Source organism: Flavobacteriales bacterium (assembly GCA_026129465.1).
Classification (GTDB): Bacteria; Bacteroidota; Bacteroidia; order Flavobacteriales_F; family PHOS-HE28; genus PHOS-HE28.
Window position 1 is genome coordinate 1,781,706 of record JAHCIA010000001.1, and the last position, 24,530, is coordinate 1,806,235.

Consider the following 24,530-nt stretch of genomic DNA (forward strand, 5'->3'; position numbering starts at 1 on the left):
GGCCTTGGGGAGCGCTGGCCTAGCTTTGCCCCGGCCATGCCCAGCCCCCTGCCCCGCACCCTGCCGATCGCCCTGCTGCTGCTGGTGCTGGCCGCCTCGTGCCACCCGCATCCGGCCAAGTACCGGAGTTCCAAGCGGAAGGGCTGCGACTGTCCGAAATGGAACCACGCTCCCCTGCGTGATGGGAACTCGGAGCATGCTATTTTCGGCCCCCCACCCGGCTCTTCACGGTCCATCGAAACCCGCTGGAAGCCCCGGCCACAGCACGAGAACGCCCATGCCCACCGTACGCGACCCTGAGGAACTCCGCCGGTATCTGCCGGCCGGGGCCTGGCCCGTGGTGTCGCAATGGCTGCGGCGCAACCCGGTGCAGGTGCGGGTCGCGAGGCCACGCACCACCAAACTCGGCGATTTCCGCTGCGCCACACGCACCCAGCCCAACCGCGTGAGCGTGAACGCCGACCTGAACAAGTACGCCTTCCTCGTGACCCTGGTGCATGAGTTCGCGCACTTCTCGGTGCACGTGAGGACGCGCCGCTGGACGGCACCCCACGGCCCGGTATGGAAGGCCGAGTACCACCGCCTGATGCGGCCCTTCATGAGCCGCGCGGTGTTCCCCGCCGACGTGCTGCATGCCTTGGAACACCACCTGACGGACGCGCCCGCGAGCAGTTGCACCGACCTTGGGCTCATGCGTGTGCTGCGCCGCTATGACCGCGACCAGCGGCCCATGCTGGATGAGATCCCCGAGCGCGCCGTGTTCCGTTTCAACGACCGCATCTTCGTGAAGGGTCCCCAGCTGCGCAAGCGTTTCAAGTGCCATTGCCTCAACGACCGGCGCGTGTATCTGATCGATCCGCTGGCGGAGGTGCATGTGAATGGCCCGCTCATCGTGCGCAAAGCAGGCTGACGCACCCAGGGCCAGTCCACCAGCATGAGCGATCGTCACACCTATTGCGTGATCATGGCCGGCGGCATCGGCAGCCGTTTCTGGCCGTTGAGCCGAGACGCCCGCCCCAAGCAATTCCTGGACATTCTCGGGCTGGGGCGCAGCCTGTTACAGCTCACCTACGATCGCTTTCTGGCCCTGTGCCCGCCTGAGAACATCCTGGTGGTGACCAATGAGCGCTACGCCGCCCTGGTGCGCGAGCAACTGCCCGATCTGCCCGAAAGCCGCATCCTGTGCGAGCCCGCCCGCCGCAACACGGCGCCCTGTGTGGCCTATGCCACCCGGGTCATCGCCAGGCTGGACCCCGATGCCCGCGTGATCGTGGCTCCCAGCGACCACCTGGTCCTGAAGGAGACCGCCTTCCATGATACGCTCCGTCTTGCCCTGGAGCAGGCCGCCGACGCGAAGCACCTCGTCACTCTGGGCATCATGCCCACCCGCCCGGATACCGGCTACGGCTACATCCAGTTCAAATTGGAGGAGGGTGGCAAGCATCCCCGCGTGAAGCGGGTGCGCACCTTCACCGAGAAGCCCGACCACGACACGGCCCTGCGCTTCCTCGAGAGCGGCGACTTCCTGTGGAACTCCGGCATCTTCATCTGGCATGTGAAAGCCATCACCGCCGCCTTCCAGGAACACCTTCCGGAAATGGCGGCGCAGTTCGACGCTGGTGTGGCCCACTACGGCACGCCCGGTGAAAAGGCCTTCATCGAAGGGCTCTATGCCCAAGTGGACAATGTGAGCATCGACTACGGGATCATGGAAAAGGCCGCGGATGTCTACACCGTCATGGGTGACTTCGGCTGGAGCGACCTGGGGACCTGGGGCAGCCTGTTCACCCACCTGCCCAAGGACGGCAAGAACAACGCGGTGGTGGGCGATGGTGTGCGCCTTTACGACTGCGGCCGGAACATGGTGCATGTCCACGATGGCCGCATCACCGTGCTGCAAGGGCTGGACGGCCATATCGTAGTGAGCACCCCGGAGGCCCTCCTCGTGTGCCGCTTGCAGGACGAGCAGCTTATCCGGCAGATCGTCAACGACCTGAAGGCCGACGGGGCCGACGATGCCCTCTGAGCCATGGGCACCGCCGGCCGGGTGACGCTGGTGGTCATGCTGGCCGTGGCGATCGTCCTGCTGTGGCATTTCACGCCCGGCCCGGACGATGGTTTCCAGGCCTGTGGTTTCCGCGCCATCACCGGCCATCGCTGCCCCGGCTGTGGCGCCACACACGCCCTGCACCACCTGCTGCACGGCCGCATCCTCGAAGCCTTCCAGCACAACGCCCTGGTGTTGCTGGCCCCGCCCCTGATGATGCTGCAGGCGGTTGTGGCGCGCCGCTGGCCCAAGCTACCCAACCCCCTGGCACCCATGGGCCTGGCCATCTGGGCCATGGTGGCGGCGATCTGGGCCATTTGGCGCGAATGGCCGTAGGCGCAGGCAGCGCGCTGGGCCAGCCACTACCTTGCGCCCCGCCGCCGAGCATCCGTCCGCAGCGATGACACCGCCAGAGCCTTACGAATTGATCACCGAGCCGGCCGTGCTGGCCGAGCGCTTGCGTGAGATCGGGTCGGAAAAGGTGCTGGCGCTGGATACCGAGGCTTCCAGCTTCCACCGCTACCGCGAAAGCGTCTGCCTGGTACAACTCAGTTCGCGGCAGCGCACCTGGTTGGTGGACCCGCTTGCCCTGCCCGACCTGGCCCCCCTTGGCTCCCTCCTGGCCGACCAGCGCATGGAAGTGGTGATCCACGATGCCGACTACGACCTGCGCATCCTGGCGAAGTACCACGGCATCCGCGTGGAGAACGTTTTCGACACGTTGGTGGCGGCGGAGTTGGTCAACGAACCGGAGATCGGTCTGGCCGCCTTGCTGGGCCGCCACTTGGGGATCCAGGTGGACAAAAAGTTCCAGAAGGCGGATTGGAGCAAGCGCCCCCTGCCGCGACCCATGCTGGACTACGCCGCCGGTGACACCAGCCACCTGATCGCGCTGCGCGACATCCTGGAAGCGCGGTTGAAGGCATTGGACCGCTGGAGCTGGGCCGAGGAGGAGTTCGCCCTGTTGACCGATGCGCCCTTCAATCTGCCGAACGAGGAGGAACCCGCCTTCCTGCGCATGAAAGGCGCCAAGACCCTCAAGCCGCACCAACTGGCCGTTCTGCGCGAAGTGCATGCCTGGCGAGAAAGCGTGGCGGCCAAGCAGGACCGCGCCACCTTCATGGTGCTTGGCAACGAGGTCCTGCTGTCCCTGGCCACAGACCCCCCCATGGACCTGAAGGGCCTGGACGGACGAAAGGGACTTTCACCCAAGTTGGTGGAACGGCATGGACGCGCCATTCTTCAGGCCGTGAAGCGTGGAGTAGATATGCCCAAGGAAGAATGGCCGCGCATCCCCAAGCCCAAGCGCTGGCAACGCGACGACGAATACGAAGAGCGCCTCAAACGGCTGAAGCAAATGCGCGACGCACTGACCAGCGCGCACGAGTTGCGTCCCGGCATCGTGGCGGCCAACCAGCTGCTCATGGACATCGCCCGCACCAAGCCCGGCGATCTGGAAGCGCTGGCCGCGCTGCCGGGCATACGCCGCTATCAAGTGCGGCATTTTGGGGAGGAGTTGTTGAAGGTCGTATAGGTTTTTGGAGCCTGCCCTGCCTGCCCACAGGCAGGGTTGTGCAGGAGGTTGGATACTGGCCAACCTCCACCCGATCAAGCCTCAACTTCCAGCCTCGGTGACCCAAGTCACATTATCACATAGCGATACGGCTATACTTTTGTGCTGTTGATGAACGCGCACATGACCATGAACTCTCTGGATGAACGCGTGGGCAGTGACAAGCTGGCCAAGGCGAGTGAACTCCTTCGTACCGCCGCGCATCCGCAGCGCCTGGCCATTCTCGACCTGTTGGGGCGCAGCGTGCGATTGTGCAACCGGGAGATCCAGGAGATGCTCGGCATCGAACAGGCCATCCTCAGCCAGCACCTCACCCTGATGCGTGACAAGGGGCTGCTGGAATTCGAGAAGGAAGGCAAATTCACCTTCTGGCACCTGAAGCGGCCCGAGTTCTTGAAGATCGTGAACTGCCTGGAGCATTGCTGCGATACCCTTTGAGCATGGAGATCATCGGCTACATAGGCGCTGTCATCATGGGTCTCTCCCTCGGCCTCATCGGCGGGGGTGGCAGCATCCTCACCGTGCCCATCCTCGTGTATCTTTTCCATGTGGACGCTGTGCTCGCCACGGCCTACTCCCTGTTCATCGTGGGCCTCACCAGCCTGATCGGCAGTGGCAGCCACATGCGCTTGGGCAACATCCACTGGCGCACGGCCATCGTCTTCGGCATACCGAGCATTCTGGCCGTTTACGCCACACGTGCCTGGCTGGTGCCCTGGTTGCCTGATCCGCTTTTCACGATGGGCGACACGGCCGTGACCAAGGCCTTGGGCATGCTCATCTTCTTCGCCTTGCTGATGGTGGCAGCGGCCTACAGCATGATCAAGAAACCCAAGGCGCCGCTCGGCCCTGACCAGCGCGCCGAAGAGGCCATCAGATTCAACTACCCGCTGATCCTGGCCGAAGGTGTCATCGTGGGCACCATCACCGGTCTGGTGGGCGCAGGAGGAGGATTCCTCATCATACCCGCACTCGTGCTGCTGGCCAAACTGCCGATGAAACAGGCCGTGGGCACCTCGCTGATCATCATCGCCGCCAAGAGCCTGTTGGGCTTCCTGGGCGACCTCAAGGGCGGCGAGTCCATCGACTGGGGCTTCCTGGGCATCTTCAGCGCGGTGGCCATCGGCGGCATCCTGCTCGGCAGCATGCTCAGCAAGCGCATCCCCAACGAAAAACTCAAACCCGCCTTCGGATGGTTCGTGCTCGTGATGGGCGTGTACATCATCGGAAGGGAGCTCTCGCAACTCTCCTAACCCACGGGCGCATCATGATGCCCCCCAACCAACCCACAACAAACAACCTCCCCTTACCATGAAGATCGAACAGATCTATACCGGCTGCCTGGCACAAGGCGCCTACTACATCGAGAGCAGCGGCGAGGCCGTGATCATCGACCCGCTGCGCGAAACCCAGCCCTACCTGGAACGCGCTGAAGCAAGCGGCGCGAAGATCAAGTACGTGCTGGAGACCCACTTCCACGCCGACTTCGTGAGCGGCCATGTGGACCTCAGCAAGAAGACCGGCGCGCCCATCGTTTACGGCCCCAACGCCAACCCAACATTCGAGGCGCATATCGCCAAGGACGGCGAGGTGCTGAACGTGGGCAAGGTGACCATCACCGTGCTGCACACCCCCGGCCACACCATGGAGAGCACCACCTACCTGCTGAAGGACGAGAACGGCAAGCCGCACGCGATCTTCAGCGGAGACACGCTGTTCATCGGCGACGTGGGACGCCCTGACCTGGCGCAGAAGATGGGTTCGCTGACGCAGGAGGACCTGGCCGGCTACCTCTACGACAGCCTGCACAACAAGATCATGACCCTGCCCGATGACGTGCTGGTATACCCCGCACACGGTGCCGGCAGCGCCTGCGGCAAGAACATGAGCAAGGAGACCTGGGACACCCTGGGCAACCAGAAGAAGACCAACTACGCGCTGAAGGCCGCCACCAAGGAACAGTTCATCAAGGAAGTGACCGACGGCCTGCTGCCACCCCCGGCCTACTTCCCGCAGAACGTGGCCATGAACAAGGGCGTGATCGAAAGCGTGGACAGCGTGAAGGAGCGCGGCATGCGCGCCCTCACCCCCGACCAGTTCGAACTTGTGGCCGAGACCGAAGGCGCGCTGGTGCTCGACACGCGCGGCGCACAGACCTTCAAGGACGGTTTCGTACCCCGCAGCATCAACATCGGCATCAAGGGCGACTTCGCTCCCTGGGTGGGCGCCATGATCCCTGACGTGAAGCACCCGCTGCTGCTGGTGACCGACGAAGGCATGGAAGATGAGGTGGTGACCCGCCTGGCCCGCGTGGGCTACGACAACGTCTTCGGCTTCCTGAAGGGCGGCATCGACGCGTGGAAGACCAGCGGCAAGGAGGTGGACACCATCGAGAGCATCTCCGCCGAGGAGTTCGCCAAGCGTTTCAAGGAGAACAAGCTCCGCGTGGTGGACGTGCGCAAGGACGGAGAGTACGAAGCGGAGCACGTGGACGGCGCCTGGCACGCATCGCTCCAGTACATCAACCAGAACCTGGCCGCCTTCAGCAAGGAGGAGCCCAATTACATCCACTGCGCTGGCGGCTACCGCAGCATGATCGCGGCCAGCCTCTTGAAAGCCCGCGGCTGGCACAACATCATCGATGTGGCTGGTGGATTCAACGCCATCAAGAAGAACCCGGACGTGAAGGTGACGGACCACGTCTGCCCGAGCACGTTGAAGAAGTAAAGCACAAGCGAATGGCGAATGGTCCATGGTGAATGGGTCGCCCCTCCGGGCATTCCCATTCACCAGTCACCTCCGACCATCCACCGATACCCTCACCCCATGCTCGAAACCCTGAAACAACCCTGGTCGTGGTATGTGGCCGGTACGCTCATCGGCCTCACCGTGCCCTTCCTGTTGCTCGTGGGCAACAAGACCTTCGGCATCAGCAGTTCGCTGCGCCACCTCTGTGCCGCCTGCATGCCGGGCGACATCAAGTTCTTCAAGTACGACTGGAAGAAAGAGGCGTGGAACCTCTTCTTCGTGGGCGGTATCGCCGTGGGCGCCTTCCTCGCCGCCACCTTTCTGAGCGACCCCAACCCCATCGTGCTCGCTGACCCCACGCAGCAATACCTCGCCAGCAAAGGCATCACGGACACCAGCCATCTGTTGCCCGCCGAGATCTTCAGCTGGGAGCAATTGTTCACCTTGCGCGGCCTGATCTTCTTCGTGATCGGCGGCTTCATGGTGGGCTTCGGCACACGCTACGCCGGGGGCTGCACCAGTGGCCACGCCATCATGGGCCTCAGCAGCCTGCAGTGGCCCAGCCTCATCGCCACCGTGATGTTCATGGTCGGAGGCATCATCATGACCTGGTTCATCCTCCCAACCCTCCTCACCCTCTGATCGCCATGGAAAAGATCGTCAACAATATCCCCGCGGTGGAAACGAACACCGACTTCGAGGTGCGTTCGCTGGACACCATGTGCGTGAATGAGAGCCAGGTGGAGCGTCCCTGGTGGGACAACCTGAAATACAGTGCTTGGGGCGTGCTCTTCGGTATCGTCTTCTTCAAGGCGGAGATCATCAGCTGGTTCCGCATCCAGGAGATGTTCCGCTTCGAGAGCTTCCACATGTACGGCGTGATCGGCACCGCCGTGGTGGTGGGCCTCATCAGCGTACAGCTCATCAAGCGCTTCAACATCAAGACCCTGCAAGGAGAGACCGTGGTCATCCCCAACAAGACCTTCAACAAGGGCCAGATCTATGGCGGCCTGCTGTTCGGTCTGGGCTGGGCCATCACCGGTGCCTGTCCGGGTCCGCTCTTCGCGCAGATAGGTGCGGGCTACTCGGTCATCGTCGTCACCTTCCTCAGCGCCTGGCTGGGCACTTACGTGTATGGCGTCTTCCGCGAGAAGCTGCCGCACTGAATGCGGCGAGAATTGTGAAAGAGGAGAGAATGGCGAGAAGGAACGGCGCTGTGCACCACCTCACCATCAGGACCACCTTCACTGCTTTCACCGCTTTCTCCACCCTCACCATTCTCACCGCCGATGCTCATCCCGATCCTCATCCTGCTCACCACCCTGCTGGTGCTGGTGGTGATGTACGTGTTGGATGACGCCGTACGCGTGCTGAACGCAAGGGCCGGTCTTCCGCCAGGCGGCAGCATGAGCTGGAGCAAGCGCATCGTATGGATCATTCTGGCAGTGGTCTTCGCACAGCTCTTCGTCCCAAAAGCGTGGCTCGAACCGCGCCCACCACAGGTGGCCACCTACGGTCCCGACAGCCTGTGGACCGGTGCGGATACCACGCGGTTGATATACCTGCCGAAGGAACGACGTGACCTGGTGCGGTACGGCCGCGAGCTCATCGCCAACACCGCACATTACCTCGGACCGAACGGCATGGTGATGCGGAACACCAACGCGCTCAATTGCCAGAACTGCCACTTGGACGCGGGTACCAAGCCCTGGGGCAACAACTACGGCGCGGTGTGGAGCACATACCCGAAGTTCCGCGCCCGCAGCGGCACACAGGAGACCGTGGCGAAGCGAATCAATGATTGTGTGGAGCGCAGCCTGAACGGCACGGCGCTGGACACCAACGGCCGTGAGATGCGCGCCATGCTCGCCTACATGGAATGGCTGGGCAGCGGGATAGAAAAGGGCTACAAGCCCAAGGGCAGCGGCATTGTGGAAATCGCCTTCATGGATCGCGCCGCCGACCCCGTGAACGGAGCGGAGATCTACACCGCGAAGTGCGAAAGCTGCCACGGTGCCGATGGCCTTGGCCAGTTGAAGGCCGATGGCCGCACCCACCAGTACCCGCCGCTTTGGGGCGAAGGCAGCTACAACGATGGTGCGGGCCTCTTCCGCATGAGCCGTTTCGCTGGCTACGTGAAGACCAACATGCCACAAGGTGTGACATGGGAATACCCGCAATTGAGCGATGAGGAAGCGTGGGACGTGGCAGCCTACGTGAACTCGCAACGCCGTCCCGTGATGGACATCACGGGCGACTGGCCGGACATCGCCGCCAAGCCGATGGACCACCCCTTCGGACCTTTCACCGATACCTTCCCGGAGTCGCAACACAAGTACGGACCATTCGGACCGATCGCAGAATTCAAGAAGAAACCCGCGGCCACGCCATAATGGGGTCGACCAATCGAATCACCATGAGCAAGATCCACCACCCACCCGGCTGCACCTGCGGCGCACACGATGAGAAGGAATACGGTGTAAGCCGAAGGCAGGCGTTGAAGTCGCTGGGTGCCCTGGGCGCCGGCCTCACGCTGGGGCCCACGGTGGCATTGGGCTCCATGGGCGATGCGCAACGGCGGGAGGAACTGATCGGCAGCCGCGCGCTACAGAGCGGCAAGGCAGGCAAGTTCAGCATCCTCTTCACCAGCGATATCCACTCGCAGTTACACACCCACGACGAGTTCTTCCTGGAGAACGGAAAACCGGTCTACAAGAAGCGCGGCGGCTACGGGGTGCTGAAGACGATGGTGGATACCCTGCGCAACGAGGACCCTGCCAACACCATCGTGATCGATGGTGGCGACTGCTTCCAGGGCGGTGGGGTGGCGGCCAAAAGCGAAGGGCGCGCCATCGTGCCGCTGATGAACCGCGTGGGCTATGACCTATTGCTGCCCGGCAACTGGGAGGTGGTGTACGGCAAGGACAACATGCTGAAGGACCTCGGCGGCTACAAGGGCGCGAAGATCTGCGCCAACATGTGGCACGAGCCCCTGGCCGACTATTGCGGCGACATGGTGGACCCCACCGCCGACATGGCCGGCGAGATGATCTTCCAACCCTACTGGACCAAGGTGGTGGCCGGAGTCAAGATCGGCTTCATCGGTTACAACGATCCGCTCACGCCCAAGCGCCAATCACCGGCTTACAGCTGCGGCATCAAGTTCACCAAGCCGGAGCAGAACGTGGCGCGCTACATCCGCATCCTGCGCGACTACGAGCAGTGCGCCATGGTATTCCTGGTCACGCACATGGGCCTTGCCCAGCAGGTGGACCTTGCCAACAAACCCGAAGTGGAGGGCGTGGACCTGATCCTCGGCGCCGACACCCACGAACGTGTGCGCAAGCCCATCGAAGCGAAATACAGCAAGGTGGTGGAGCCCGGTGCGTTCGGATCCTTCCTGGCCCGCCTAGATGTGGTGGTGGAGAACGGCGAGGTGAAAGACAGCCACTACGAACTGTTGGACGTGGACCCCGAGAAGTATCCGGCCAACAAGGAAATGCTCCAGCTCGTGGACGAGGTGAGCGCACCCTACCAGGAAGAACTTTCCAAAGTGGTGGGCAGCACCAAGAACACGCTGGTGCGCTACTACGTGATCGAGAACCCGATGGACAACCTGATCACGGACGCCATCATGTGGAAGCTGAAGCCCGATGTGGCCATCAGCAACGGTTTCCGTTTCTGTCCGCCGATCGTGGCCGATGGCAAGACACCCACGCCGATCACCAACGACCACATCTGGAGCATGATCCCCGTGGACAGTGCCGCCAAGTACGGTGAAGCCAGCGGCGAACAGCTTTGGAACTGGCTGGAGAAGGAACTGCACAACGTGTTCGCCAAGGATCCCGCCAAGCGCTTCGGCGGTTGGGTGGTGCGCTTCAAGGGCATGACGGCCAAGTTCACCATGCACAATGAACTGGGCAAGCGCGTGAACTGGATCAAGATCGGTGGCAAGCCCATCGACCGGAACAAGACCTACCTGGTGGCCGCCTGCGAACGCGAGGGCGACCCAGAGGATACCCTTTGCCGCTTGGAGAAGGTGAAAAACCCGCGCCTGGCAGGCGTCACCATGCACACCATCCTGCGCGAGTACTTCGGCAAGTTCAGCCCTGTGGCACCGAAGGTGGAGGGCCGCATCACCGCCACCGATGCGCCGCAGGATGTGCTGAGCCAGTTGGAGGGGTATGATTACGAGTTCCGTTGAACCACCCCGGAAGCCATGAAAAAGCTCCTCCTACTCTCCCTCCTCGGCCTCGGCCTCTTCGCTACGGTCCAAGCCCAGGACAAAGCCCCCCGCCAGCACCGCATCGTGATGCAGCTGGTAAGCGGCGACACGCTCGTTCACAAGGGCCTGATGCGCCAGTTGCGCAATATTCGGGAAGCGGCCCCCACCGCACATGTGGAAGTGGTGTGCCACGGCCCTGGCCTGGACCTGCTGATGAGCGATCGTAGCGTGGTGCAGGGCAAGGTGAAGGAGTTCGCCACGCAGGGCATCGTCTTCATCGCGTGTGAGAACACCCTCCGTGAACGCGATCTTGACCGCGCGTCGGTGATACCTGAAGCAGGTTTCGTGAAGGCCGGGATCATCCACATCGTGGAGCGGCAGGAGGACGGCTGGAGCTACGTGAAGGCGGGCTTCTGAGCAAGAAGACCGCGGACCTGCCTGTCGGCAGACAGGGGCACGGGAACACTGAGGAGCGCAGAGATGGCAAGGCCGATACGGAACATCAAGTGGCCGTGGATACGGCGGTCGTTGCTCCTGTCCTTGCTCGTGCTCGCGGCGGCGACCGCTTCAGCCCAGCAGGAGGAACTCGATCTGCCCCGCAGCGACACCCTGCGCAAGGGTTCCGCGCTGAACGAGATGATGCAGGGCGGCACCCTGGAAGGGCGCTTCCGCCAGTACACCATGTTCACCATCAACGATGGATCGCTGTCCGACTACCATGCGCAGGCCTTCGGTGGATCGCTGGGATTCTCCTCACGCCGCTACAAGAACTTCCAGTTCCGCATGAGCGGCGCTTACACCTTCGACCTGTGGAGCGCCGACCTGACGCAGCCCGACCCTGCCACCGGCGCCCTCAACCGCTACGAGGTGGGCCTCTTCGATGTGACCAATGTGCGGCGCGACAACCAGGTGGCCTTCCTGCAACTATTCCAACTGAACTACGAACGCAATGACGGTCGCACGCGGATCATCTTCGGCAAGCAGGATCTGAACACGCCCTTCATCAATGCGCAGGACGGCCGCATGCATCCGGGCATCGTGGAAGGCTTGTGGGGCCAGCACCGCACAGCGCGTGGCATACGTTACGAGGGCGGTTTCCTCTACCGCATGAACCCGCGATCCACCGCCGAATGGTACAGCGTGGGCAACAGCGTGGGCCTGTACCCCATCGGAAGGGATGTGGAAGGCCGCCCCAGCCTGTACCAAGGCAACATGCGCACAGCGGGTATCGCCACGGGCGGCATATCCGCTCCTCTGATCGGAAAATGGCACGCCACGGTGTGGAACGTATTCGTTGAGAACGCCTACAACACCGGCATGCTTCAGGTGGAGCGTGGCAACCGCGAGGACAAGTGGATGTGGAGCGCCATGGCCATCCGGCAGGACCGGGTGAACAACGGCGGCAATGCGGTGGACAGCCTCGCCTACTTCCAGGATCCCAGCTCGTGGACCTTCAGCACGCGCTTCCGCATGGTGCACGGCGCGTTCCGCTGGCAGGCCAATTTCACCCGCATCACCGCGCACGGACGCTACCTGATGCCCCGCGAATGGGGCCGGGATCCCATGCACACCTTCCTGCCCCGGGAACGCAACGAGGGCTATGGCGACCTGCATGCGGCAACGCTCAATCTCATCCTGCACACACGCAACGGCTGGCGCGTACAGGGCGATGCCGGACTCTACTGGCTGCCTTCCCCGGACGACTTCCGGCTCAACAAATACAACTTCCCCTCCTACCAGCAGTACGGCTTCAACATGCAACACCGCTTCGGTGGCGGCTGGCAGGGCCTCGCGATCCAGGTGGTCTATCTCGTGAAACTGCCCTTGGAAATGGAGGAACTTACCGACCGGGAGCGCTTCAACAAAGTGGACATGCACCACGGGAACATCATCCTGAACTACGCGTTCTGATGGGGCGTGAAGGAGTGGGATGGCGCTAGGCTGTGGAAGTGCCCCTCCCTCGCACCCTTGCACCATCAATCCGCCATGGCGATACGCGATCTTGCGGACCACACATAGCGGAACACTATGTGACCCACATCACTGAAAGAGGCATCATCTCCGCCGGAACTTTGTACCGCCAATGGGAACATTGGCCATCAACAAGCAAGACCACAACACATGTTCAAGACATTGTTCGGCATGAGCGGCCCCAAGGTCGACCTCGGCCAGAAGATACAGGAAGGCGCTGTCATCGTGGACGTTCGAACGCCGGACGAGTTCCGCGCGGGGCACGTCAAGGGCGCCATCAATATCCCACTGGACCGCATGCAGGGCCAGCTGGGCAAGCTTGACAAGAGCAAGCCGGTGATCACCTGCTGCCGCAGCGGCGCACGGAGCGGCATGGCGGCGGAGCTGCTGAGGAGCGCCGGTTTCGAGGCCTACAATGGAGGCCCTTGGCAGAACGTGCAAGCCATGCTGAAATGAGCTTGCTGAAGAACTGGCACTGGACACGGTGGCTGCGCGCGGCGATGGCCGGGGTGTTCATCGCACAAGGCTTCGCAAGCGGTGATGGCATAGCCCAAGCGATCGGCGCCTTCTTCGGCATCCAGGCCATCTTCAACACAGGCTGCTTCGGCACAGGCACTTGTGCCCCGGCCACGGCGACCCGGAACAACAGCGAGCGGGATATCATCTACCACGAGATCCGATGACGACACAGGAAAGGACCTTGGGCTTCAAAGAGCTGATCAGCGGCGACAAGCCCGTGCTGGTGGATTTCTACGCGGACTGGTGCGGCCCATGCAGGGCCATGAAGCCCATCCTCGAGGACCTCAAACAGCGCATCGGCGACCAAGCCACGGTGATCAAGATCGACGTGGACCGCAATCCGGCCGCCGCACAGGCCTATCGGATACAGGGGGTACCCACGCTGGCCATATTCAAGAGTGGCCAGATCGTCTGGCGCCGCAGCGGGGTGGTAGGAGCCGAAGAGCTGCAGGAGGTCATCTCCGCCTACATGTGACCCGCCATCGACGATATTCGCAAATCAAGACCAAGAACCATGAGAACCTTGTTGCACCTCACCCCGGCCCTCTTCCTTTTAATGGCAGGCTCCTGCACGGGACAGCCATCGTCCAGGGATCTCAACGTGGAGGAGTTCGGACGTGCATTGCTTGCCGACCACGTGCAGTTGGTGGATGTGCGGACACCGGGTGAGTATGCCGCAGGTCATTTGAAAGGCGCCAAACTGATGGACTGGAACGGCGGTCAGTTCCAAAAAGAAATGACCAAGCTGGACAAAGACAAACCGGTACTGCTCTATTGCGGTTCAGGCCGCCGCAGCGATGCCGCGCTGCAGGAACTTGAAAAGGCGGGATACCGGGATGTGAAGCACCTGGTCGGTGGGATCCAGGCCTGGACCCAGGGGGGCAGACCTGTGGCCCGCTGAGCCTGTCAGGGAAGCCCCAACTCCAGTGCCATGGCACCCGGTGCCATCTCCAATTGGTCCAGGTGGCCCATCATGGCACCATCGATGGTGATCAGATGCAGGTGGATGTTGCCGTCGTGATGGGTGAATACCCCGCGATGGTCCTTGGAGAAGAATCCGAGCAGTTCCACTTTACGATCCTTCAAGTCGAAATGGCGGCGGTGGCGATGCGCGTCCTCTGGTGATGAGATGACCGCACCAGGCGGGACATCCATGACATGGATGCGGGCTTGCCGCACCATTCCCGTCATGCGGAAAGCGAAGGGCACATCGCGATCACCGGCCTGCCGATCCAGGAACGCATCGAGCGAGGGCAGGTCGCGCACCCCATCATCCAATATCACAGACCGCCAATCCGCCACTTGGGCATGCACGAAGAATGGTGCCGCCACATCATCGCGCTGCTCCACCACCACGCTTCCGTCCCGGGCCACCGTGCCCACATGGCAGACGCCATCAAGCAGAATGATCTCCCCTTGCAGATACTCCAAGGGACCCAGTCCGTAGATGCCGGCCATGGCGATGGTGTCCATGCGCACCAGTCCGCCCAACCGGCCCTCCCGCATGGTGGCCCGCATGGAACCCGTGGCTATGACCTGGGCTTGGAGCGTCACGACCATCAACAGCGGAACCGATAGGAAAGCCGGGCGCATCATCCCCCGCTCACCATGTCCGCCGGATCCACCCACTTGTCGAAGTCCTCCGCCGTGACGTGGCCCAGCGCGATGGCGGCCTCCTTCAACGTGGTGCCTTCCTTGTGCGCCTTCTTCGCGATCTCGGCCGCCTTGTAGTAGCCGATGTACGGGTTGAGGCTGGTGACCAGCATCAGCGAGTTCTCCAGGTGGCGCTTGATGATGGCGTGGTTGGGCTCAATGCCCGCTGCGCACTTGTCGTTGAAGCTCATGCAGGCATCGCCGATGAGGCGTGCGCTCTGCAGCACGTTGGCCGCGATCAGCGGCTTGAAAACGTTGAGCTCGAAATGCCCGTTGCTGCCGCCAATGCCCACGGCCACATCGTTGCCCATCACCTGGGCACACACCATGGTGAGCGCTTCGGGTTGGGTGGGGTTCACCTTGCCGGGCATGATGGAGGAGCCGGGCTCGTTGTCGGGGATGACGATCTCGCCGATGCCGCTGCGTGGGCCGCTGCTGAGCATGCGGATGTCGTTGCCGATCTTCATCAGCGAAACGGCGAGCCGCTTCAGCGCACCGCTCAGCTCCACCATGGCATCGTGGGCGGCCAGCGCCTCGAACTTGTTGGGCGCGGTAATGAAGGGCAGGCCCGTCAGTTCGGCGATCTTCTTCGCCACCAGCACGCTGTAGCCCTTGGGGGCGTTGAGGCCGGTACCAACGGCCGTACCGCCCAGCGCCAGTTCTGCCACCATCCTCAGCGCGTTGTCCACCGCCCGAAGACCATTGTCCAGCTGTTGCACATAACCACCGAACTCCTGGCCCAGGGTGAGCGGTGTGGCGTCCATGAAGTGCGTGCGGCCGGTCTTCACGATGTCCTTGAAGGCCGCGCTCTTGGCGGCGAGGGTATCACGCAGCTTCCTCACCCCGGGGATGGTCACCTCCATCGTCAGCTTGTAGGCCGCGATGTGCATGGCCGTGGGGAAGGTGTCGTTGCTGCTCTGGCTCTTGTTGACGTCGTCGTTCGGGTTGAGCACCTTCTGCTCGTCGGTCAATTTTCCGCCATTGAGCACATGCGCGCGGTAGGCGATCACCTCGTTCACGTTCATGTTGCTCTGGGTGCCGCTGCCGGTCTGCCAGATCACCAGGGGGAACTGGTCGTCCAGCTTCCCGGCGAGGATCTCAAGGCAGACCTTGCCGATGAGGTCGCACTTCTCCTTGGGCAATTTGCCCAACTCCAGATTGGTGAGGGCGGCGGCCTTCTTCAGGTAGGCGAAGGCATGCACGATCTCCAGCGGCATGCTGGCCGGTGGGCCGATGCGGAAGTTGTTGCGGCTGCGCTCGGTCTGTGCTCCCCAATACTTTTCGGCGGGCACCTTCACCTCGCCCATGGTGTCCTTCTCGATACGGTATTCCATGGATCCAGTTGTCAGTTGTTGGTTGTCCGTCGCCATGGTCGGCAGCATGACGATCGACAACCCGTTTCAGACTTTCTGCGACTGCCCGTGCATCATCAGGTAGGCCTTGAGGAACTCGTCGATCTCCCCGTTGAGCACATCGTCCACACTGCTGGTCTCGTGCTCGGTGCGCACGTCCTTCACCAGTTTGTAGGGCTGCAGCACGTAGTTGCGGATCTGGCTGCCCCACTCGATCTTCTTCTTGCCGGCCTCGATCTCGCTGCGCTTGGCCCGGCGGCGTTCAAGCTCCATCTCGTAGAGCTGGCTCTTCAGCAGCTGTATCGCCTTGTTCTTGTTGTCCAGCTGGCTGCGCGTCTCGGTATTCTCGATGATGATGCCGCTGGGCGCGTGCTTCAGACGCACCCCGGTCTCCACCTTGTTCACGTTCTGGCCGCCGGCACCACCACTGCGGAAGGTGTCCCAGGTGATGTCCGCCGGATTGATGTCGATCTCGATGCTCTCGTCCACCAGCGGGTAGACGTACACGCTGACGAAGCTGGTGTGTCGCCGTGCGTTGCTGTCGAAGGGACTGATGCGCACCAGGCGATGCACACCGTTCTCACCCTTCAGCATGCCGAAGGCGAACTCCCCATCCACCTCCAGCGTGGCCTGCTTGATGCCCGCCGCTTCGCCGTCCTGGTAGTCCAGCACCCGCACCTTGTAGCCGCTCTTGTCCGCCCACATGCGGTACATGCGCAACAGCATCAGCGCCCAATCGTTGCTTTCGGTGCCGCCCGCGCCGCTGGTGATCTGTACCACGGCACTGAGAGGGTCCTCCTCGGCGCTGAGCATGTTCTTGAACTCGAGCTCCTCCAACAGATGCCCGGCCTTCTTGAACTGGCCGTCCACCTCCTCCTCGCCCACCTCCTTGGCCTTCCAGAACTCATACATCACACCCACGTCGTCCACCTCGCGTTTCACGGTCTCATACAGCTCCACCCAGCGCTTCAACTCGCGGATCTTGTGCATGGTGGCCTGTGCCTTCTTCTGGTCGTTCCAGAAGTCAGGATCGTGGGTGTATTTCTCCTCCTCCAGGATGCGGCCGCGCTTCTCCTCCACCTCGAGATAGCCCTTGAGGGCCTCGAGCCGGGTGTGCAGCTCGTCGATCTTGTCCTGGGTGATCATTGTTCGCCGGGAATTCCTGGCGGCGCGAAAGTAAGCCTGGCCGCTGGGCCGGAGCCCCGTGGCCGGTCAGTGCGGGATCTCGTTCCCCTCACCGTCTCGGATGGAGAAGGCAAGGTATTGCAGCTGCCCGTCAGGGATCACCTTTACACGCTGTTTCCACCGCCACCACCACTTGTGCGCGATGCTCGGAAGCCCCTTGGTGAGGTAGGCATGTATGAATGGATGGACCCGGAGGACGAGCCCGCTCATGCTCTGCTCACCCAGCAGGTAGTTCAGCACATTCTCGATCTCGTCCACGATGAGCACTGGGGCCTGGACCTCGCCGGTACCATGGCAGGTGGGGCAGCCTTCACTGGTCTCGATCTCGGTCTCAGGGCGCACCCGCTGACGGGTGAGCTCGATCACACCGAAGCGGCTCGGGGGCAGGATGTTGTGCTTGGCCTTGTCGTCGGCCATGGCGTCCTTCAGGGCCTTGTGCAGGGCCCGCCGGTTCTCCGGTTCGTATAGGTCCACGAAGTCGATGGCGATGATCCCGCCCATGTCGCGCAGACGCAGCAACCGGGCTATCTCCTGGGCCGCCTCGATGTTGAGTTCCAGCACATTGGTCTCCTGGTCCTTCTTGCCCGCGCCTTTGCGGCTGCCGCTGTTCACGTCGATCACGTGCATGGCCTCCGTCTTCTCTATGATGAGGCTTGCGCCGCTGGGGAGCACCACCTGCCGGCCGAAGGCCTGTTTGATCTGCTTGTTGATGCCGAACTGGTCGAAGATGTCCAGCCGTCCCTTGTGCACCTTCACGATGCCCTTTTTCTCGGGGGCGATGCGCTCCAGGTTCTGGGTGATCTCCTCGGCCAGCAGCTCGTCATCCACGTGGATGGCCGTGAAGTCCTTGTTGAGCAGATCGCGCAGCACGGCGTTGGTACGGTCGAGTTCACCGAGCACCTTCTTTGGCGGGATGCCATTGCGCAGGTTTCGGAACATCGTCTCCCAGCGGGCGAGGAGCGAATTGAGGTCGGCCTCGAGGTCCTCGGTCTTCTTGTGCTCGGCGTTGGTGCGGATGATCACCCCGAAGTTGGGCGGCCGGATGCCCTGCATGAGCTTCTTCAGGCGCGAACGCTCTTCTTCATCGGTGATCCGTGCCGAAATGCTCACCTTGTTGATGAAGGGCACCAGCACCATGTAGCGGCCCGCGAGCGTCACCTCGGCGGTGAGGCGCGGCCCCTTGGTGCCGATCGGCTCCTTGGCGATCTGTGTCAGGATCGTCTGGCTGGCGCTGACCGCGTCGGCGATCTTGCCATCCTTGGGGATGTCGGGGTCCAATTTCCAGTCATCCAGCCGATGTGAACGGATGCTTCCATTCACCGCCCCCTTGGAGAACTTGTAGGCGTTGCGGTACTGGGGACCCAGATCGAAGTAGTGCAGGAAGGCATCCTTTTCGTGGCCCACGTCCACGAAAGCGGCGTTGAGACCGGGCGCCACCTTGCGCACCTTGGCCAGGTGGATGTCGCCCACGGCGTAGCCTCGCTCGGTCTTTTCCCGGTGCAGTTCGGACAATTTCTTGTCCTTCACCAGGGCGATGGCCACTTCCGATGGACCTGAACGGATGATCAGGTCTATGCTCACTGGATGGAACGCGTTGTTGGGAAGAATGATGACGCCCGAAGGCGCCGATGACACGATAGGACCGTGCCGCGCACCGGGAACCCTTCCCGGGCGGCACGATCAATAGAGGAAGGACCTACCGGTTCTTCTTCTTGTGTCGATTCTTCCGCAGGCGCTTCTTGCGCTTGTGCGTGGCCATCTTGTGCCTCTTACGCTTCTTTCCGCACGGCATGGTGCTTATCGTTTTTCGTTCGCCAACTTTTCCATGGATCGATCCAGTTCCGCGATGCGTTCCGGATCATCCAGCAATGTCCTGTATGTCCCCAGGCATTCCAGCGCCTGGTCGATGCTGTCAAGTGCGGCATACACGTGGCCCAGATAGAACCACGCGTCCGGGTACCCCGCCTCATCCAACTCCAGCACTTTGCGCAAGCGCTCCGCGGCCTTGTCGAATTGGCCGCTCTGCGCGGAGAACATGCCCAAGTGCCACTGCACTTCGGCGTTCCCTGGATCCTCTTCGGCCAATTCGCGCAGCATCATGATGCCGCGCATGGGGTCCGGTCCATTCACCAAGGCCACGGCCTCGGCGGTGCGCATCTTGAGGGGGTCCACTTGGGCCGCCTCTTTCTTCCCGGCGGGTATCCGGGGCGCCAACATCAAAAGAACGACCGCCACCAAGGCAGCTCCCAAGGCCAGGGCCTGAGGTTTGCCCAACCGCATCACGACTTGTCACCGCCGGAGCGGTTCTTCACCTTGTCCACGAACACATCGGCAGGCTTGAACGCGGGCACGTCATGGGCCGGGATGATGATCGTGGTGTTCTTCGCCAGTATCCGCCCGGTCTTCTGGGCCCTGTGCTTCACCACGAAGCTGCCGAAGCCCCGCAGATGCACGGCCTCGCCCTTCTCCAGACTGCTCTTCACCTCCTCCATGAACGCCTCCATAACGACCAGCACCACGTTCCTTTCCACGCCGGTGCGCTTCGCGATGATGCCGACCAGTTCCGCCTTCGTCATACCCGTGGTTCTTTTTGGGGCCGCAAAGATAGACTTATGACCGATCCGCGCAATGCATCTTTGCCCTGTATGTCAAGGCTTTCTTGGCTTGGCCAGGCCCTGCTTCCGTGGTACGATGCCCAGCGGCGCGATCTGCCCTGGCGGGATTCCGCGGACCCCTACGCCATCTGGTTGAGTGAAGTGATCCTGCAACAGACCCGGGTGGACCAGGGCATGGCCTACTGGCACCGGTTCCTGGAGCGGTTCCCTGATGTGGCCACGCTTGCCGCAGCTACAGAGGATGAGGTGTTGAAGCTGTGGCAGGGCCTGGGGTATTACAGCCGGGCGCGAAACCTGCTGGCCGCAGCGCGCGAGATCGCGGCCAGGCATGGTGGCCACCTGCCCGGACGGTACGATGAGCTGCGAAAACTGCCTGGTATAGGTCCATATACGGCTGCGGCCATCTCGTCCATCGCCTTCCATGAACCCCAAGCGGCGGTGGATGGCAATGTGTATCGCGTGCTGGCGCGCGTCTTCGGCATCGACGCGCCCATCGACCAGCCTGCGGGCCAGCGCCGCTTCGCCGAACTGGCCCAGCAAGTGCTCGACCCGGCAAGGCCGGGCGACCACAACCAGGCCATGATGGAGTTGGGTGCATTGGTGTGCCTGCCGAAGCGGCCAGTTTGCACGGAATGTCCCTTGGCGACACGTTGCGTGGCGCTCGCCGATGGTTGCGTGGACCGCCTGCCGGTGAAGGCTGGCCGAACCCAGGTGCGGGAGCGCCACTTCAATTTCCTGCACATCGAAGACGCTGGCGGGATCTTCATGGAGCGACGGAATGGGCAGGACATCTGGAAAGGACTTTACCAGCTTCCACTGCTCGAGACCGCCCGTGCGGCAGGGAGGGCCGGTCTTTTGTCCGCGCTCCGCACCAACGTGCCGGGGCCTTGGACCGGAGCCTCGAAAAGGATGGAGGCGGTCCATTTGCTCACCCACCAGCGCATCCATTTGGTCTTCTGGCACTTGCAAGCCCCGTCCGGGGTCGAACCACCCAGTAACTGGTTCGAGGTGGGGCTCGAAAAGGTCGGCGAACTGGCGGTGCCCAAACCGATCGAACGCTATCTGGCGGAGGTGGTCAAGCCGGTTCGAGGGCGCCGGAGGTGAACTTCTATCTTTGGATCGCACCACAGAAAGCATTCCCCATGGCAGGCGTGAACAAAGTGATCCTCATCGGCAATCTGGGCGCCGACCCCGAAGTGCGGCACCTGCAGAACGGCGCCACGGTGGCCAACTTCCGCCTGGCCACCACCGAGAAGTTGCGCGTGAAGGTGACCGGTGCCGATGGCCAGGAAGCTTGGGAGAACCGCGAACAGACCGAATGGCACAATGTGGTGGTTTGGCGTGGCCTGGCCACCGTGGTGGAACGCTACCTGCGCAAGGGCAGCAAGGTCTTCGTGGAAGGCAAGCTGCGCAACCGGCAATACCAGGACAAGGACGGCCGCGACCGGTACGTCACCGAAGTGGTGGCCGACGAGTTGCTCATGTTGGACCGTGCCACAAGCAGCGACCCGGCGACCATGCGCCAGCCCGCCACGCAAATGGATACCGCGCCCAACGCGGCCACCGCCCCCTCCGAGGATGATCTGCCCTTTTGAACCGGCTTCCGGCCCCGGCGCGCTGCAGCACCGCTGAATGGAGCCTCCGTCCGCCAATATCACATTGTCCTTTTTCATGCCCGGCCCCATGGACGCTGGCGCCGTGGCGGCTTTGCTCACGACCGCCGTGCTCCTGGTCTGCTCAGCGGCGCTTTCCGCCAGCGAGGTGGCGCTCTTCTCCTTGTCGCCCACACAACTCAGGGACCTGAAGGAGCGCGGTGGTGCCAATGGCACACGCGTGCTGGACCTGCTGGCCAAACCCCGCCGCCTGCTGGCCACTATCCTCATCGCCAACAACTTCGTCAACATCGGCATCGTGATCCTCTCGGCCTTCGTCCTGGCCGCCACCTTGGACCTTCGCGGCCTGCCTGGGGAGGTGGTCTTCGCGGTGGAAGTGCTGGTGGTCACCTTCGTGCTGCTGCTCTTCGGCGAGGTGGTGCCCAAGGTCTACGCCACCACCGACCCCATGCGTGTGGCCGGGCGAATGGCCGGGCCGCTGCTGGTCTTGCGCTGGATCTTCACACCCCTGAGCGAGACCCTCGTCAAGAGCACCGGTTTCATCGAGAAGCGTTACCGCAAGCGTGGCAAGCAGGGCATTTCCGTGGACGCCTTGGGACACGCGCTGGACCTCACCCAGGACGCCAGCACCACCGCCGAGGAGCAGCGGATCCTGCGGGGCATCATCAAGTTCGGCAACATCGAAGTGAAGCAGGTGATGCGGCCCCGCACCGAAGTGGTCGCCTTCGACCAGGGTCTCTCCTTCCGTGAACTGCTCGCCGCCATCGTGGATTCCGGCTTCTCGCGCGTACCGGTGCATGAGGAGACCCTGGACCGCGTGAAGGGTGTGCTCTACATCAAAGATGTGCTGCCCCATATCCACAAGGACGACTTCGACTGGCACAGCCTGCTTCGCGCGCCCTACTTCGTGCCCGAAAGCAAGAAGCTGGACGACCTGCTGAAGGAGTTCCAGGAGCAGCAGGTGCACCTGGCCGTGGTGGTCGATGAATATGGCGGCACCAGCGGCATCATCACCCTGGAGGATGTGATAGAAGAGATCGTGGGCGACATCACGGACGAGTACGACGAGGAGGAATCGCTTTACACGCGCATCGACGACCGCACCTGGTCCTTCGAGGGACGTACGGCGCTGACGGACGTGTACCGCATCCTGGGAATCGACGGCAAGCTGTTCGAGGAGAACAAGGGTGAAAGCGAGACCATCGGAGGTTTCATTCTCGAACTCACCGGCCGCATACCGAAGAAGGGTGAACGCGTGGTGCTGCACGACCACGGGTTCATGGTGGAGGCATCGGACAACAAGCGCGTGCGGCGCGTGCAGGTGATCTTGCCCAAGGATGCGCAGCGCTGACCTACTCTTCTTCCTGGTCATCGCCCTGCTCCAGGCCTGCCGGCCCGAACCGGTGCCCAAGCCTCGCGGGTATTTCCGGATCGACCTGCCGGCGAAGCGATACGAGGTGATGGAAGTCCCGGCACCCTTCGTGGCCGAGATCCCCGGCCACGCCCGTTTGGAGGCGAAGGACCGCCAGCGGGACACATCGCGCTGGTTCGACCTGCGCTTCTCCGGCCAGCGCGCCATTGTCCACCTCACCTGGTCGCCCGTGGGCGACGATCTGCATGCGTTGATCGAGGACGCGCACATTTTCAAGGGCAAACACGAGGCGAAGGCGCTGGGCATCGGGCGGGAGCGCGTGATACGGGCCGAGGACCGTGTTTTCGGAACCATCTTCCACGTGGAAGGCGACGTGGCCAGTCCACTGGTGTTCTACCTCACGGACAGCACCACCAATTTCCTGTACGGCGCCCTCTACTTCGATGCGCGGCCGAACGCCGATTCACTCTCCCCGGTCACCACACGCATCCGCGAGGACATGCGCCATTTCTGCAGCACATTGCGCTGGACACCGTAAGGGCCGTAGTGGCGCTTTCACGAACTCGCTCCTGCCTTGGCACCCGTACCGTGGATGGCCACCAGCAGTATGGCCAGCAGCACCAAGGCACCGAACTGGTGCGCCACGCCGGGCACGATGTGCACGCGGGTGAGGATGGTGACCACGCCCAGCGCGAACTGCAGCAGCACACCGCCGATGAGCCAGGCCCGCATGGCGCCGATGCAGGCATGCCCACGATGCCGGACAGCGAGCCACACGAAGGCCGCCGCCACCACCCAGGCGAACCAGCGGTGCACGAACTGCACGCCGTCCTGGTGGCCGGTGAAATTCTGCCACATGCTGTCGAAGGCCGTCACGTTCTCAGGCATGACCACGCCATTCATCAAGGGCCAGGTGTTATAGCTGCGGCCCGCATCAAGGCCTGCGGTGAGAGCACCCCAGATGATCTGCAGGAATAGCAGGACCAACAAGCCGCGCGCGGCCGAACCCGCAGCACTGCCGTCGCCACGGGATCGCCTCCGCCCGCTTCGCAGATCGAGCCAGGTCCACCAGACCAGGGCGAAAACGATGAGCGCGGCACCGAGGTGGATGGCCAGCCGGTAGTGGCTAACACTCACCAGCAACTGCCCGTTGGCATCCCGCTGATCGGTCAGTCCGCTCTGCACCATGAACCAACCGAGGCTGCCCACGATGGCACCACCAAGCATGACCCACAACAGGCGCCGCATCAGCCAGTCCTTCAACAGGCCCTTCCGCCAAAAGACCATGAAGGGCACGAGGAACACCAGACCCATCAACCGGCCCCAATTGCGGTGCAGCCATTCCCAGAAGTAGATCCGCTTGAAGTCCTGCAGGCCCATGTGACTGTTCAGGAGCCGGTATTCGGGAATGGCCTGGTACTTCTTGAACGCCTCGATCCATTCCACATCGCTCATCGGTGGCAGGGCACCCATGATCGGTTTCCATTCAGTGATGCTCAGACCACTGCCGGTGAGGCGCGTGATGCCACCAATGACCACCATGAAGCCGATGAGCATGCAGCCGGCTAGCAGCCACGAACGCACCAGGCGCAATTTCGGATCGGGGCCGGTCTCCATCGGGTCCGCGAAACTATCCAACACATGCGCGGCGATGGAG

Annotated in this window: 29 protein-coding genes; 22 read left to right on the forward strand and 7 right to left on the reverse strand. The window is 62.5% G+C overall.

The window, feature by feature from the left end; all coding sequences use genetic code 11:
- Window positions 1-36: 36 nt before the first annotated feature.
- The 18 genes from KIT10_07570 to KIT10_07655 all read left to right on the forward strand — a co-directional run bounded on the left by KIT10_07570 (window position 37) and on the right by KIT10_07655 (window position 13,984).
- Window positions 37-300, forward strand: coding sequence for a hypothetical protein (locus KIT10_07570; protein MCW5899115.1), 264 nt, complete (start codon window positions 37-39; stop codon window positions 298-300).
- Window positions 278-910: a hypothetical protein gene (locus tag KIT10_07575; protein MCW5899116.1), complete on the forward strand. Its 633-nt coding sequence runs from the start codon at window positions 278-280 to the stop codon at window positions 908-910. Before KIT10_07570 ends, KIT10_07575 begins: the two co-directional genes overlap by 23 nt.
- A gap of 54 nt (window positions 911-964) precedes the next feature.
- The gene (locus KIT10_07580) at window positions 965-2,026 is read left to right on the forward strand and encodes an NTP transferase domain-containing protein (protein ID MCW5899117.1); all 1,062 of its coding nucleotides are present in this window, start codon (window positions 965-967) and stop codon (window positions 2,024-2,026) included.
- 3 nt (window positions 2,027-2,029) lie between these two features.
- On the forward strand, window positions 2,030-2,383 hold the full coding sequence (locus KIT10_07585) for a DUF2752 domain-containing protein (GenBank protein MCW5899118.1): 354 nt from the start codon (window positions 2,030-2,032) through the stop codon (window positions 2,381-2,383).
- 64 nt (window positions 2,384-2,447) lie between these two features.
- Window positions 2,448-3,581, forward strand: a complete 1,134-nt coding sequence (locus KIT10_07590) for a ribonuclease D (protein MCW5899119.1) — start codon at window positions 2,448-2,450, stop codon at window positions 3,579-3,581.
- 150 nt (window positions 3,582-3,731) lie between these two features.
- On the forward strand, window positions 3,732-4,058 hold the full coding sequence (locus tag KIT10_07595) for a helix-turn-helix transcriptional regulator (GenBank protein ID MCW5899120.1): 327 nt from the start codon (window positions 3,732-3,734) through the stop codon (window positions 4,056-4,058).
- A 2-nt stretch (window positions 4,059-4,060) separates the two neighbouring features.
- A complete protein-coding gene (locus KIT10_07600; GenBank protein ID MCW5899121.1) occupies window positions 4,061-4,873 on the forward strand; it encodes a sulfite exporter TauE/SafE family protein in 813 nt (270 codons plus the stop codon).
- Window positions 4,874-4,931: 58 nt separating this feature from the next.
- A complete protein-coding gene (locus KIT10_07605; GenBank protein MCW5899122.1) occupies window positions 4,932-6,347 on the forward strand; it encodes an MBL fold metallo-hydrolase in 1,416 nt (471 codons plus the stop codon).
- A gap of 99 nt (window positions 6,348-6,446) precedes the next feature.
- Complete coding sequence (locus tag KIT10_07610) at window positions 6,447-7,010, forward strand: YeeE/YedE family protein (GenBank protein ID MCW5899123.1); 564 nt, start codon at window positions 6,447-6,449, stop codon at window positions 7,008-7,010.
- 5 nt (window positions 7,011-7,015) lie between these two features.
- Complete coding sequence (locus KIT10_07615) at window positions 7,016-7,534, forward strand: YeeE/YedE family protein (protein MCW5899124.1); 519 nt, start codon at window positions 7,016-7,018, stop codon at window positions 7,532-7,534.
- A gap of 123 nt (window positions 7,535-7,657) precedes the next feature.
- Window positions 7,658-8,761 carry a c-type cytochrome gene (locus KIT10_07620; protein ID MCW5899125.1) on the forward strand — a complete coding sequence of 368 codons (1,104 nt, stop codon included), beginning with the start codon at window positions 7,658-7,660 and terminating at the stop codon, window positions 8,759-8,761.
- Between the two features lie 23 nt (window positions 8,762-8,784).
- Window positions 8,785-10,572 carry a 5'-nucleotidase C-terminal domain-containing protein gene (locus tag KIT10_07625; protein MCW5899126.1) on the forward strand — a complete coding sequence of 596 codons (1,788 nt, stop codon included), beginning with the start codon at window positions 8,785-8,787 and terminating at the stop codon, window positions 10,570-10,572.
- A gap of 15 nt (window positions 10,573-10,587) precedes the next feature.
- Window positions 10,588-11,010 carry a DsrE family protein gene (locus tag KIT10_07630; protein ID MCW5899127.1) on the forward strand — a complete coding sequence of 141 codons (423 nt, stop codon included), beginning with the start codon at window positions 10,588-10,590 and terminating at the stop codon, window positions 11,008-11,010.
- A gap of 123 nt (window positions 11,011-11,133) precedes the next feature.
- Entirely contained in the window at window positions 11,134-12,504 is a 1,371-nt protein-coding gene (locus KIT10_07635) for a hypothetical protein (GenBank protein MCW5899128.1), read from the forward strand.
- A 210-nt stretch (window positions 12,505-12,714) separates the two neighbouring features.
- On the forward strand, window positions 12,715-13,020 hold the full coding sequence (locus KIT10_07640) for a rhodanese-like domain-containing protein (protein ID MCW5899129.1): 306 nt from the start codon (window positions 12,715-12,717) through the stop codon (window positions 13,018-13,020).
- Window positions 13,017-13,247 carry a hypothetical protein gene (locus tag KIT10_07645; GenBank protein MCW5899130.1) on the forward strand — a complete coding sequence of 77 codons (231 nt, stop codon included), beginning with the start codon at window positions 13,017-13,019 and terminating at the stop codon, window positions 13,245-13,247. The genes KIT10_07640 and KIT10_07645 overlap by 4 nt, the downstream gene beginning before the upstream one ends.
- The gene (gene trxA, locus KIT10_07650) at window positions 13,244-13,558 is read left to right on the forward strand and encodes a thioredoxin (protein ID MCW5899131.1); all 315 of its coding nucleotides are present in this window, start codon (window positions 13,244-13,246) and stop codon (window positions 13,556-13,558) included. The genes KIT10_07645 and trxA overlap by 4 nt, the downstream gene beginning before the upstream one ends.
- Before the next feature lie 39 nt (window positions 13,559-13,597).
- A complete protein-coding gene (locus KIT10_07655) occupies window positions 13,598-13,984 on the forward strand; it encodes a rhodanese-like domain-containing protein (protein ID MCW5899132.1) in 387 nt (128 codons plus the stop codon).
- Between the two features lie 5 nt (window positions 13,985-13,989).
- On the opposite strand, the gene KIT10_07660 is transcribed toward KIT10_07655, so the two are convergent.
- The 6 genes from KIT10_07660 to KIT10_07685 all read right to left on the reverse strand — a co-directional run bounded on the left by KIT10_07660 (window position 13,990) and on the right by KIT10_07685 (window position 19,849).
- Entirely contained in the window at window positions 13,990-14,643 is a 654-nt protein-coding gene (locus KIT10_07660; protein ID MCW5899133.1) for an acetolactate decarboxylase, read from the reverse strand.
- A 32-nt stretch (window positions 14,644-14,675) separates the two neighbouring features.
- Entirely contained in the window at window positions 14,676-16,070 is a 1,395-nt protein-coding gene (fumC, locus tag KIT10_07665) for a class II fumarate hydratase (protein ID MCW5899134.1), read from the reverse strand.
- Between the two features lie 66 nt (window positions 16,071-16,136).
- Window positions 16,137-17,234 carry a peptide chain release factor 2 gene (gene prfB / locus KIT10_07670; GenBank protein ID MCW5899135.1) on the reverse strand — a complete coding sequence of 366 codons (1,098 nt, stop codon included), beginning with the start codon at window positions 17,232-17,234 and terminating at the stop codon, window positions 16,137-16,139.
- 66 nt (window positions 17,235-17,300) lie between these two features.
- A complete protein-coding gene (locus KIT10_07675; GenBank protein MCW5899136.1) occupies window positions 17,301-18,854 on the reverse strand; it encodes an Rne/Rng family ribonuclease in 1,554 nt (517 codons plus the stop codon).
- 216 nt (window positions 18,855-19,070) lie between these two features.
- Window positions 19,071-19,490, reverse strand: a complete 420-nt coding sequence (locus KIT10_07680; protein MCW5899137.1) for a tetratricopeptide repeat protein — start codon at window positions 19,488-19,490, stop codon at window positions 19,071-19,073.
- Window positions 19,491-19,552: 62 nt separating this feature from the next.
- Window positions 19,553-19,849, reverse strand: coding sequence for an integration host factor subunit beta (locus KIT10_07685; GenBank protein ID MCW5899138.1), 297 nt, complete (start codon window positions 19,847-19,849; stop codon window positions 19,553-19,555).
- A gap of 69 nt (window positions 19,850-19,918) precedes the next feature.
- Between KIT10_07685 and mutY the strand changes: the two genes are divergently transcribed.
- Genes mutY through KIT10_07705 form a run of 4 tightly spaced genes read left to right on the forward strand, consistent with a single transcriptional unit; the run spans window position 19,919 to window position 23,411 of the window.
- Entirely contained in the window at window positions 19,919-20,992 is a 1,074-nt protein-coding gene (mutY, locus tag KIT10_07690) for an A/G-specific adenine glycosylase (GenBank protein MCW5899139.1), read from the forward strand.
- A gap of 38 nt (window positions 20,993-21,030) precedes the next feature.
- Entirely contained in the window at window positions 21,031-21,483 is a 453-nt protein-coding gene (gene ssb, locus KIT10_07695) for a single-stranded DNA-binding protein (GenBank protein ID MCW5899140.1), read from the forward strand.
- A gap of 37 nt (window positions 21,484-21,520) precedes the next feature.
- Window positions 21,521-22,852: a gliding motility-associated protein GldE gene (gene gldE / locus KIT10_07700; GenBank protein MCW5899141.1), complete on the forward strand. Its 1,332-nt coding sequence runs from the start codon at window positions 21,521-21,523 to the stop codon at window positions 22,850-22,852.
- Entirely contained in the window at window positions 22,839-23,411 is a 573-nt protein-coding gene (locus KIT10_07705) for a hypothetical protein (GenBank protein ID MCW5899142.1), read from the forward strand. The genes gldE and KIT10_07705 overlap by 14 nt, the downstream gene beginning before the upstream one ends.
- 17 nt (window positions 23,412-23,428) lie before the next feature.
- On the opposite strand, the gene KIT10_07710 is transcribed toward KIT10_07705, so the two are convergent.
- On the reverse strand, window positions 23,429-24,490 hold the full coding sequence (locus tag KIT10_07710; protein MCW5899143.1) for a COX15/CtaA family protein: 1,062 nt from the start codon (window positions 24,488-24,490) through the stop codon (window positions 23,429-23,431).
- Window positions 24,491-24,530 lie beyond the last annotated feature (40 nt).

Bases quoted from the DNA above. Each gene is read 5' to 3' on its own strand.
- KIT10_07605 (MCW5899122.1), top strand. From the start codon at position 4,932: ATGAAGATCGAACAGATCTATACCGGCTGCCTGGCACAAGGCGCCTAC.
- KIT10_07595 (MCW5899120.1), top strand. From the start codon at position 3,732: ATGAACGCGCACATGACCATGAACTCTCTGGATGAACGCGTGGGCAGT.
- KIT10_07710 (MCW5899143.1), bottom strand. From the start codon at position 24,490: ATGGAGACCGGCCCCGATCCGAAATTGCGCCTGGTGCGTTCGTGGCTG.
- KIT10_07620 (MCW5899125.1), top strand. From the start codon at position 7,658: ATGCTCATCCCGATCCTCATCCTGCTCACCACCCTGCTGGTGCTGGTG.
- KIT10_07705 (MCW5899142.1), top strand. From the start codon at position 22,839: ATGCGCAGCGCTGACCTACTCTTCTTCCTGGTCATCGCCCTGCTCCAG.
- KIT10_07570 (MCW5899115.1), top strand. From the start codon at position 37: ATGCCCAGCCCCCTGCCCCGCACCCTGCCGATCGCCCTGCTGCTGCTG.
- KIT10_07680 (MCW5899137.1), bottom strand. From the start codon at position 19,490: ATGTTGGCGCCCCGGATACCCGCCGGGAAGAAAGAGGCGGCCCAAGTG.
- KIT10_07600 (MCW5899121.1), top strand. From the start codon at position 4,061: ATGGAGATCATCGGCTACATAGGCGCTGTCATCATGGGTCTCTCCCTC.
- KIT10_07615 (MCW5899124.1), top strand. From the start codon at position 7,016: ATGGAAAAGATCGTCAACAATATCCCCGCGGTGGAAACGAACACCGAC.
- KIT10_07580 (MCW5899117.1), top strand. From the start codon at position 965: ATGGCCGGCGGCATCGGCAGCCGTTTCTGGCCGTTGAGCCGAGACGCC.
- KIT10_07640 (MCW5899129.1), top strand. From the start codon at position 12,715: ATGTTCAAGACATTGTTCGGCATGAGCGGCCCCAAGGTCGACCTCGGC.
- KIT10_07625 (MCW5899126.1), top strand. From the start codon at position 8,785: ATGAGCAAGATCCACCACCCACCCGGCTGCACCTGCGGCGCACACGAT.
- KIT10_07585 (MCW5899118.1), top strand. From the start codon at position 2,030: ATGGGCACCGCCGGCCGGGTGACGCTGGTGGTCATGCTGGCCGTGGCG.
- KIT10_07575 (MCW5899116.1), top strand. From the start codon at position 278: ATGCCCACCGTACGCGACCCTGAGGAACTCCGCCGGTATCTGCCGGCC.
- KIT10_07645 (MCW5899130.1), top strand. From the start codon at position 13,017: ATGAGCTTGCTGAAGAACTGGCACTGGACACGGTGGCTGCGCGCGGCG.
- KIT10_07655 (MCW5899132.1), top strand. From the start codon at position 13,598: ATGAGAACCTTGTTGCACCTCACCCCGGCCCTCTTCCTTTTAATGGCA.
- KIT10_07630 (MCW5899127.1), top strand. From the start codon at position 10,588: ATGAAAAAGCTCCTCCTACTCTCCCTCCTCGGCCTCGGCCTCTTCGCT.
- KIT10_07660 (MCW5899133.1), bottom strand. From the start codon at position 14,643: ATGGTCGTGACGCTCCAAGCCCAGGTCATAGCCACGGGTTCCATGCGG.
- ssb (MCW5899140.1), top strand. From the start codon at position 21,031: ATGGCAGGCGTGAACAAAGTGATCCTCATCGGCAATCTGGGCGCCGAC.
- trxA (MCW5899131.1), top strand. From the start codon at position 13,244: ATGACGACACAGGAAAGGACCTTGGGCTTCAAAGAGCTGATCAGCGGC.
- mutY (MCW5899139.1), top strand. From the start codon at position 19,919: ATGTCAAGGCTTTCTTGGCTTGGCCAGGCCCTGCTTCCGTGGTACGAT.
- fumC (MCW5899134.1), bottom strand. From the start codon at position 16,070: ATGGAATACCGTATCGAGAAGGACACCATGGGCGAGGTGAAGGTGCCC.
- gldE (MCW5899141.1), top strand. From the start codon at position 21,521: ATGGAGCCTCCGTCCGCCAATATCACATTGTCCTTTTTCATGCCCGGC.
- KIT10_07685 (MCW5899138.1), bottom strand. From the start codon at position 19,849: ATGACGAAGGCGGAACTGGTCGGCATCATCGCGAAGCGCACCGGCGTG.
- prfB (MCW5899135.1), bottom strand. From the start codon at position 17,234: ATGATCACCCAGGACAAGATCGACGAGCTGCACACCCGGCTCGAGGCC.
- KIT10_07590 (MCW5899119.1), top strand. From the start codon at position 2,448: ATGACACCGCCAGAGCCTTACGAATTGATCACCGAGCCGGCCGTGCTG.
- KIT10_07610 (MCW5899123.1), top strand. From the start codon at position 6,447: ATGCTCGAAACCCTGAAACAACCCTGGTCGTGGTATGTGGCCGGTACG.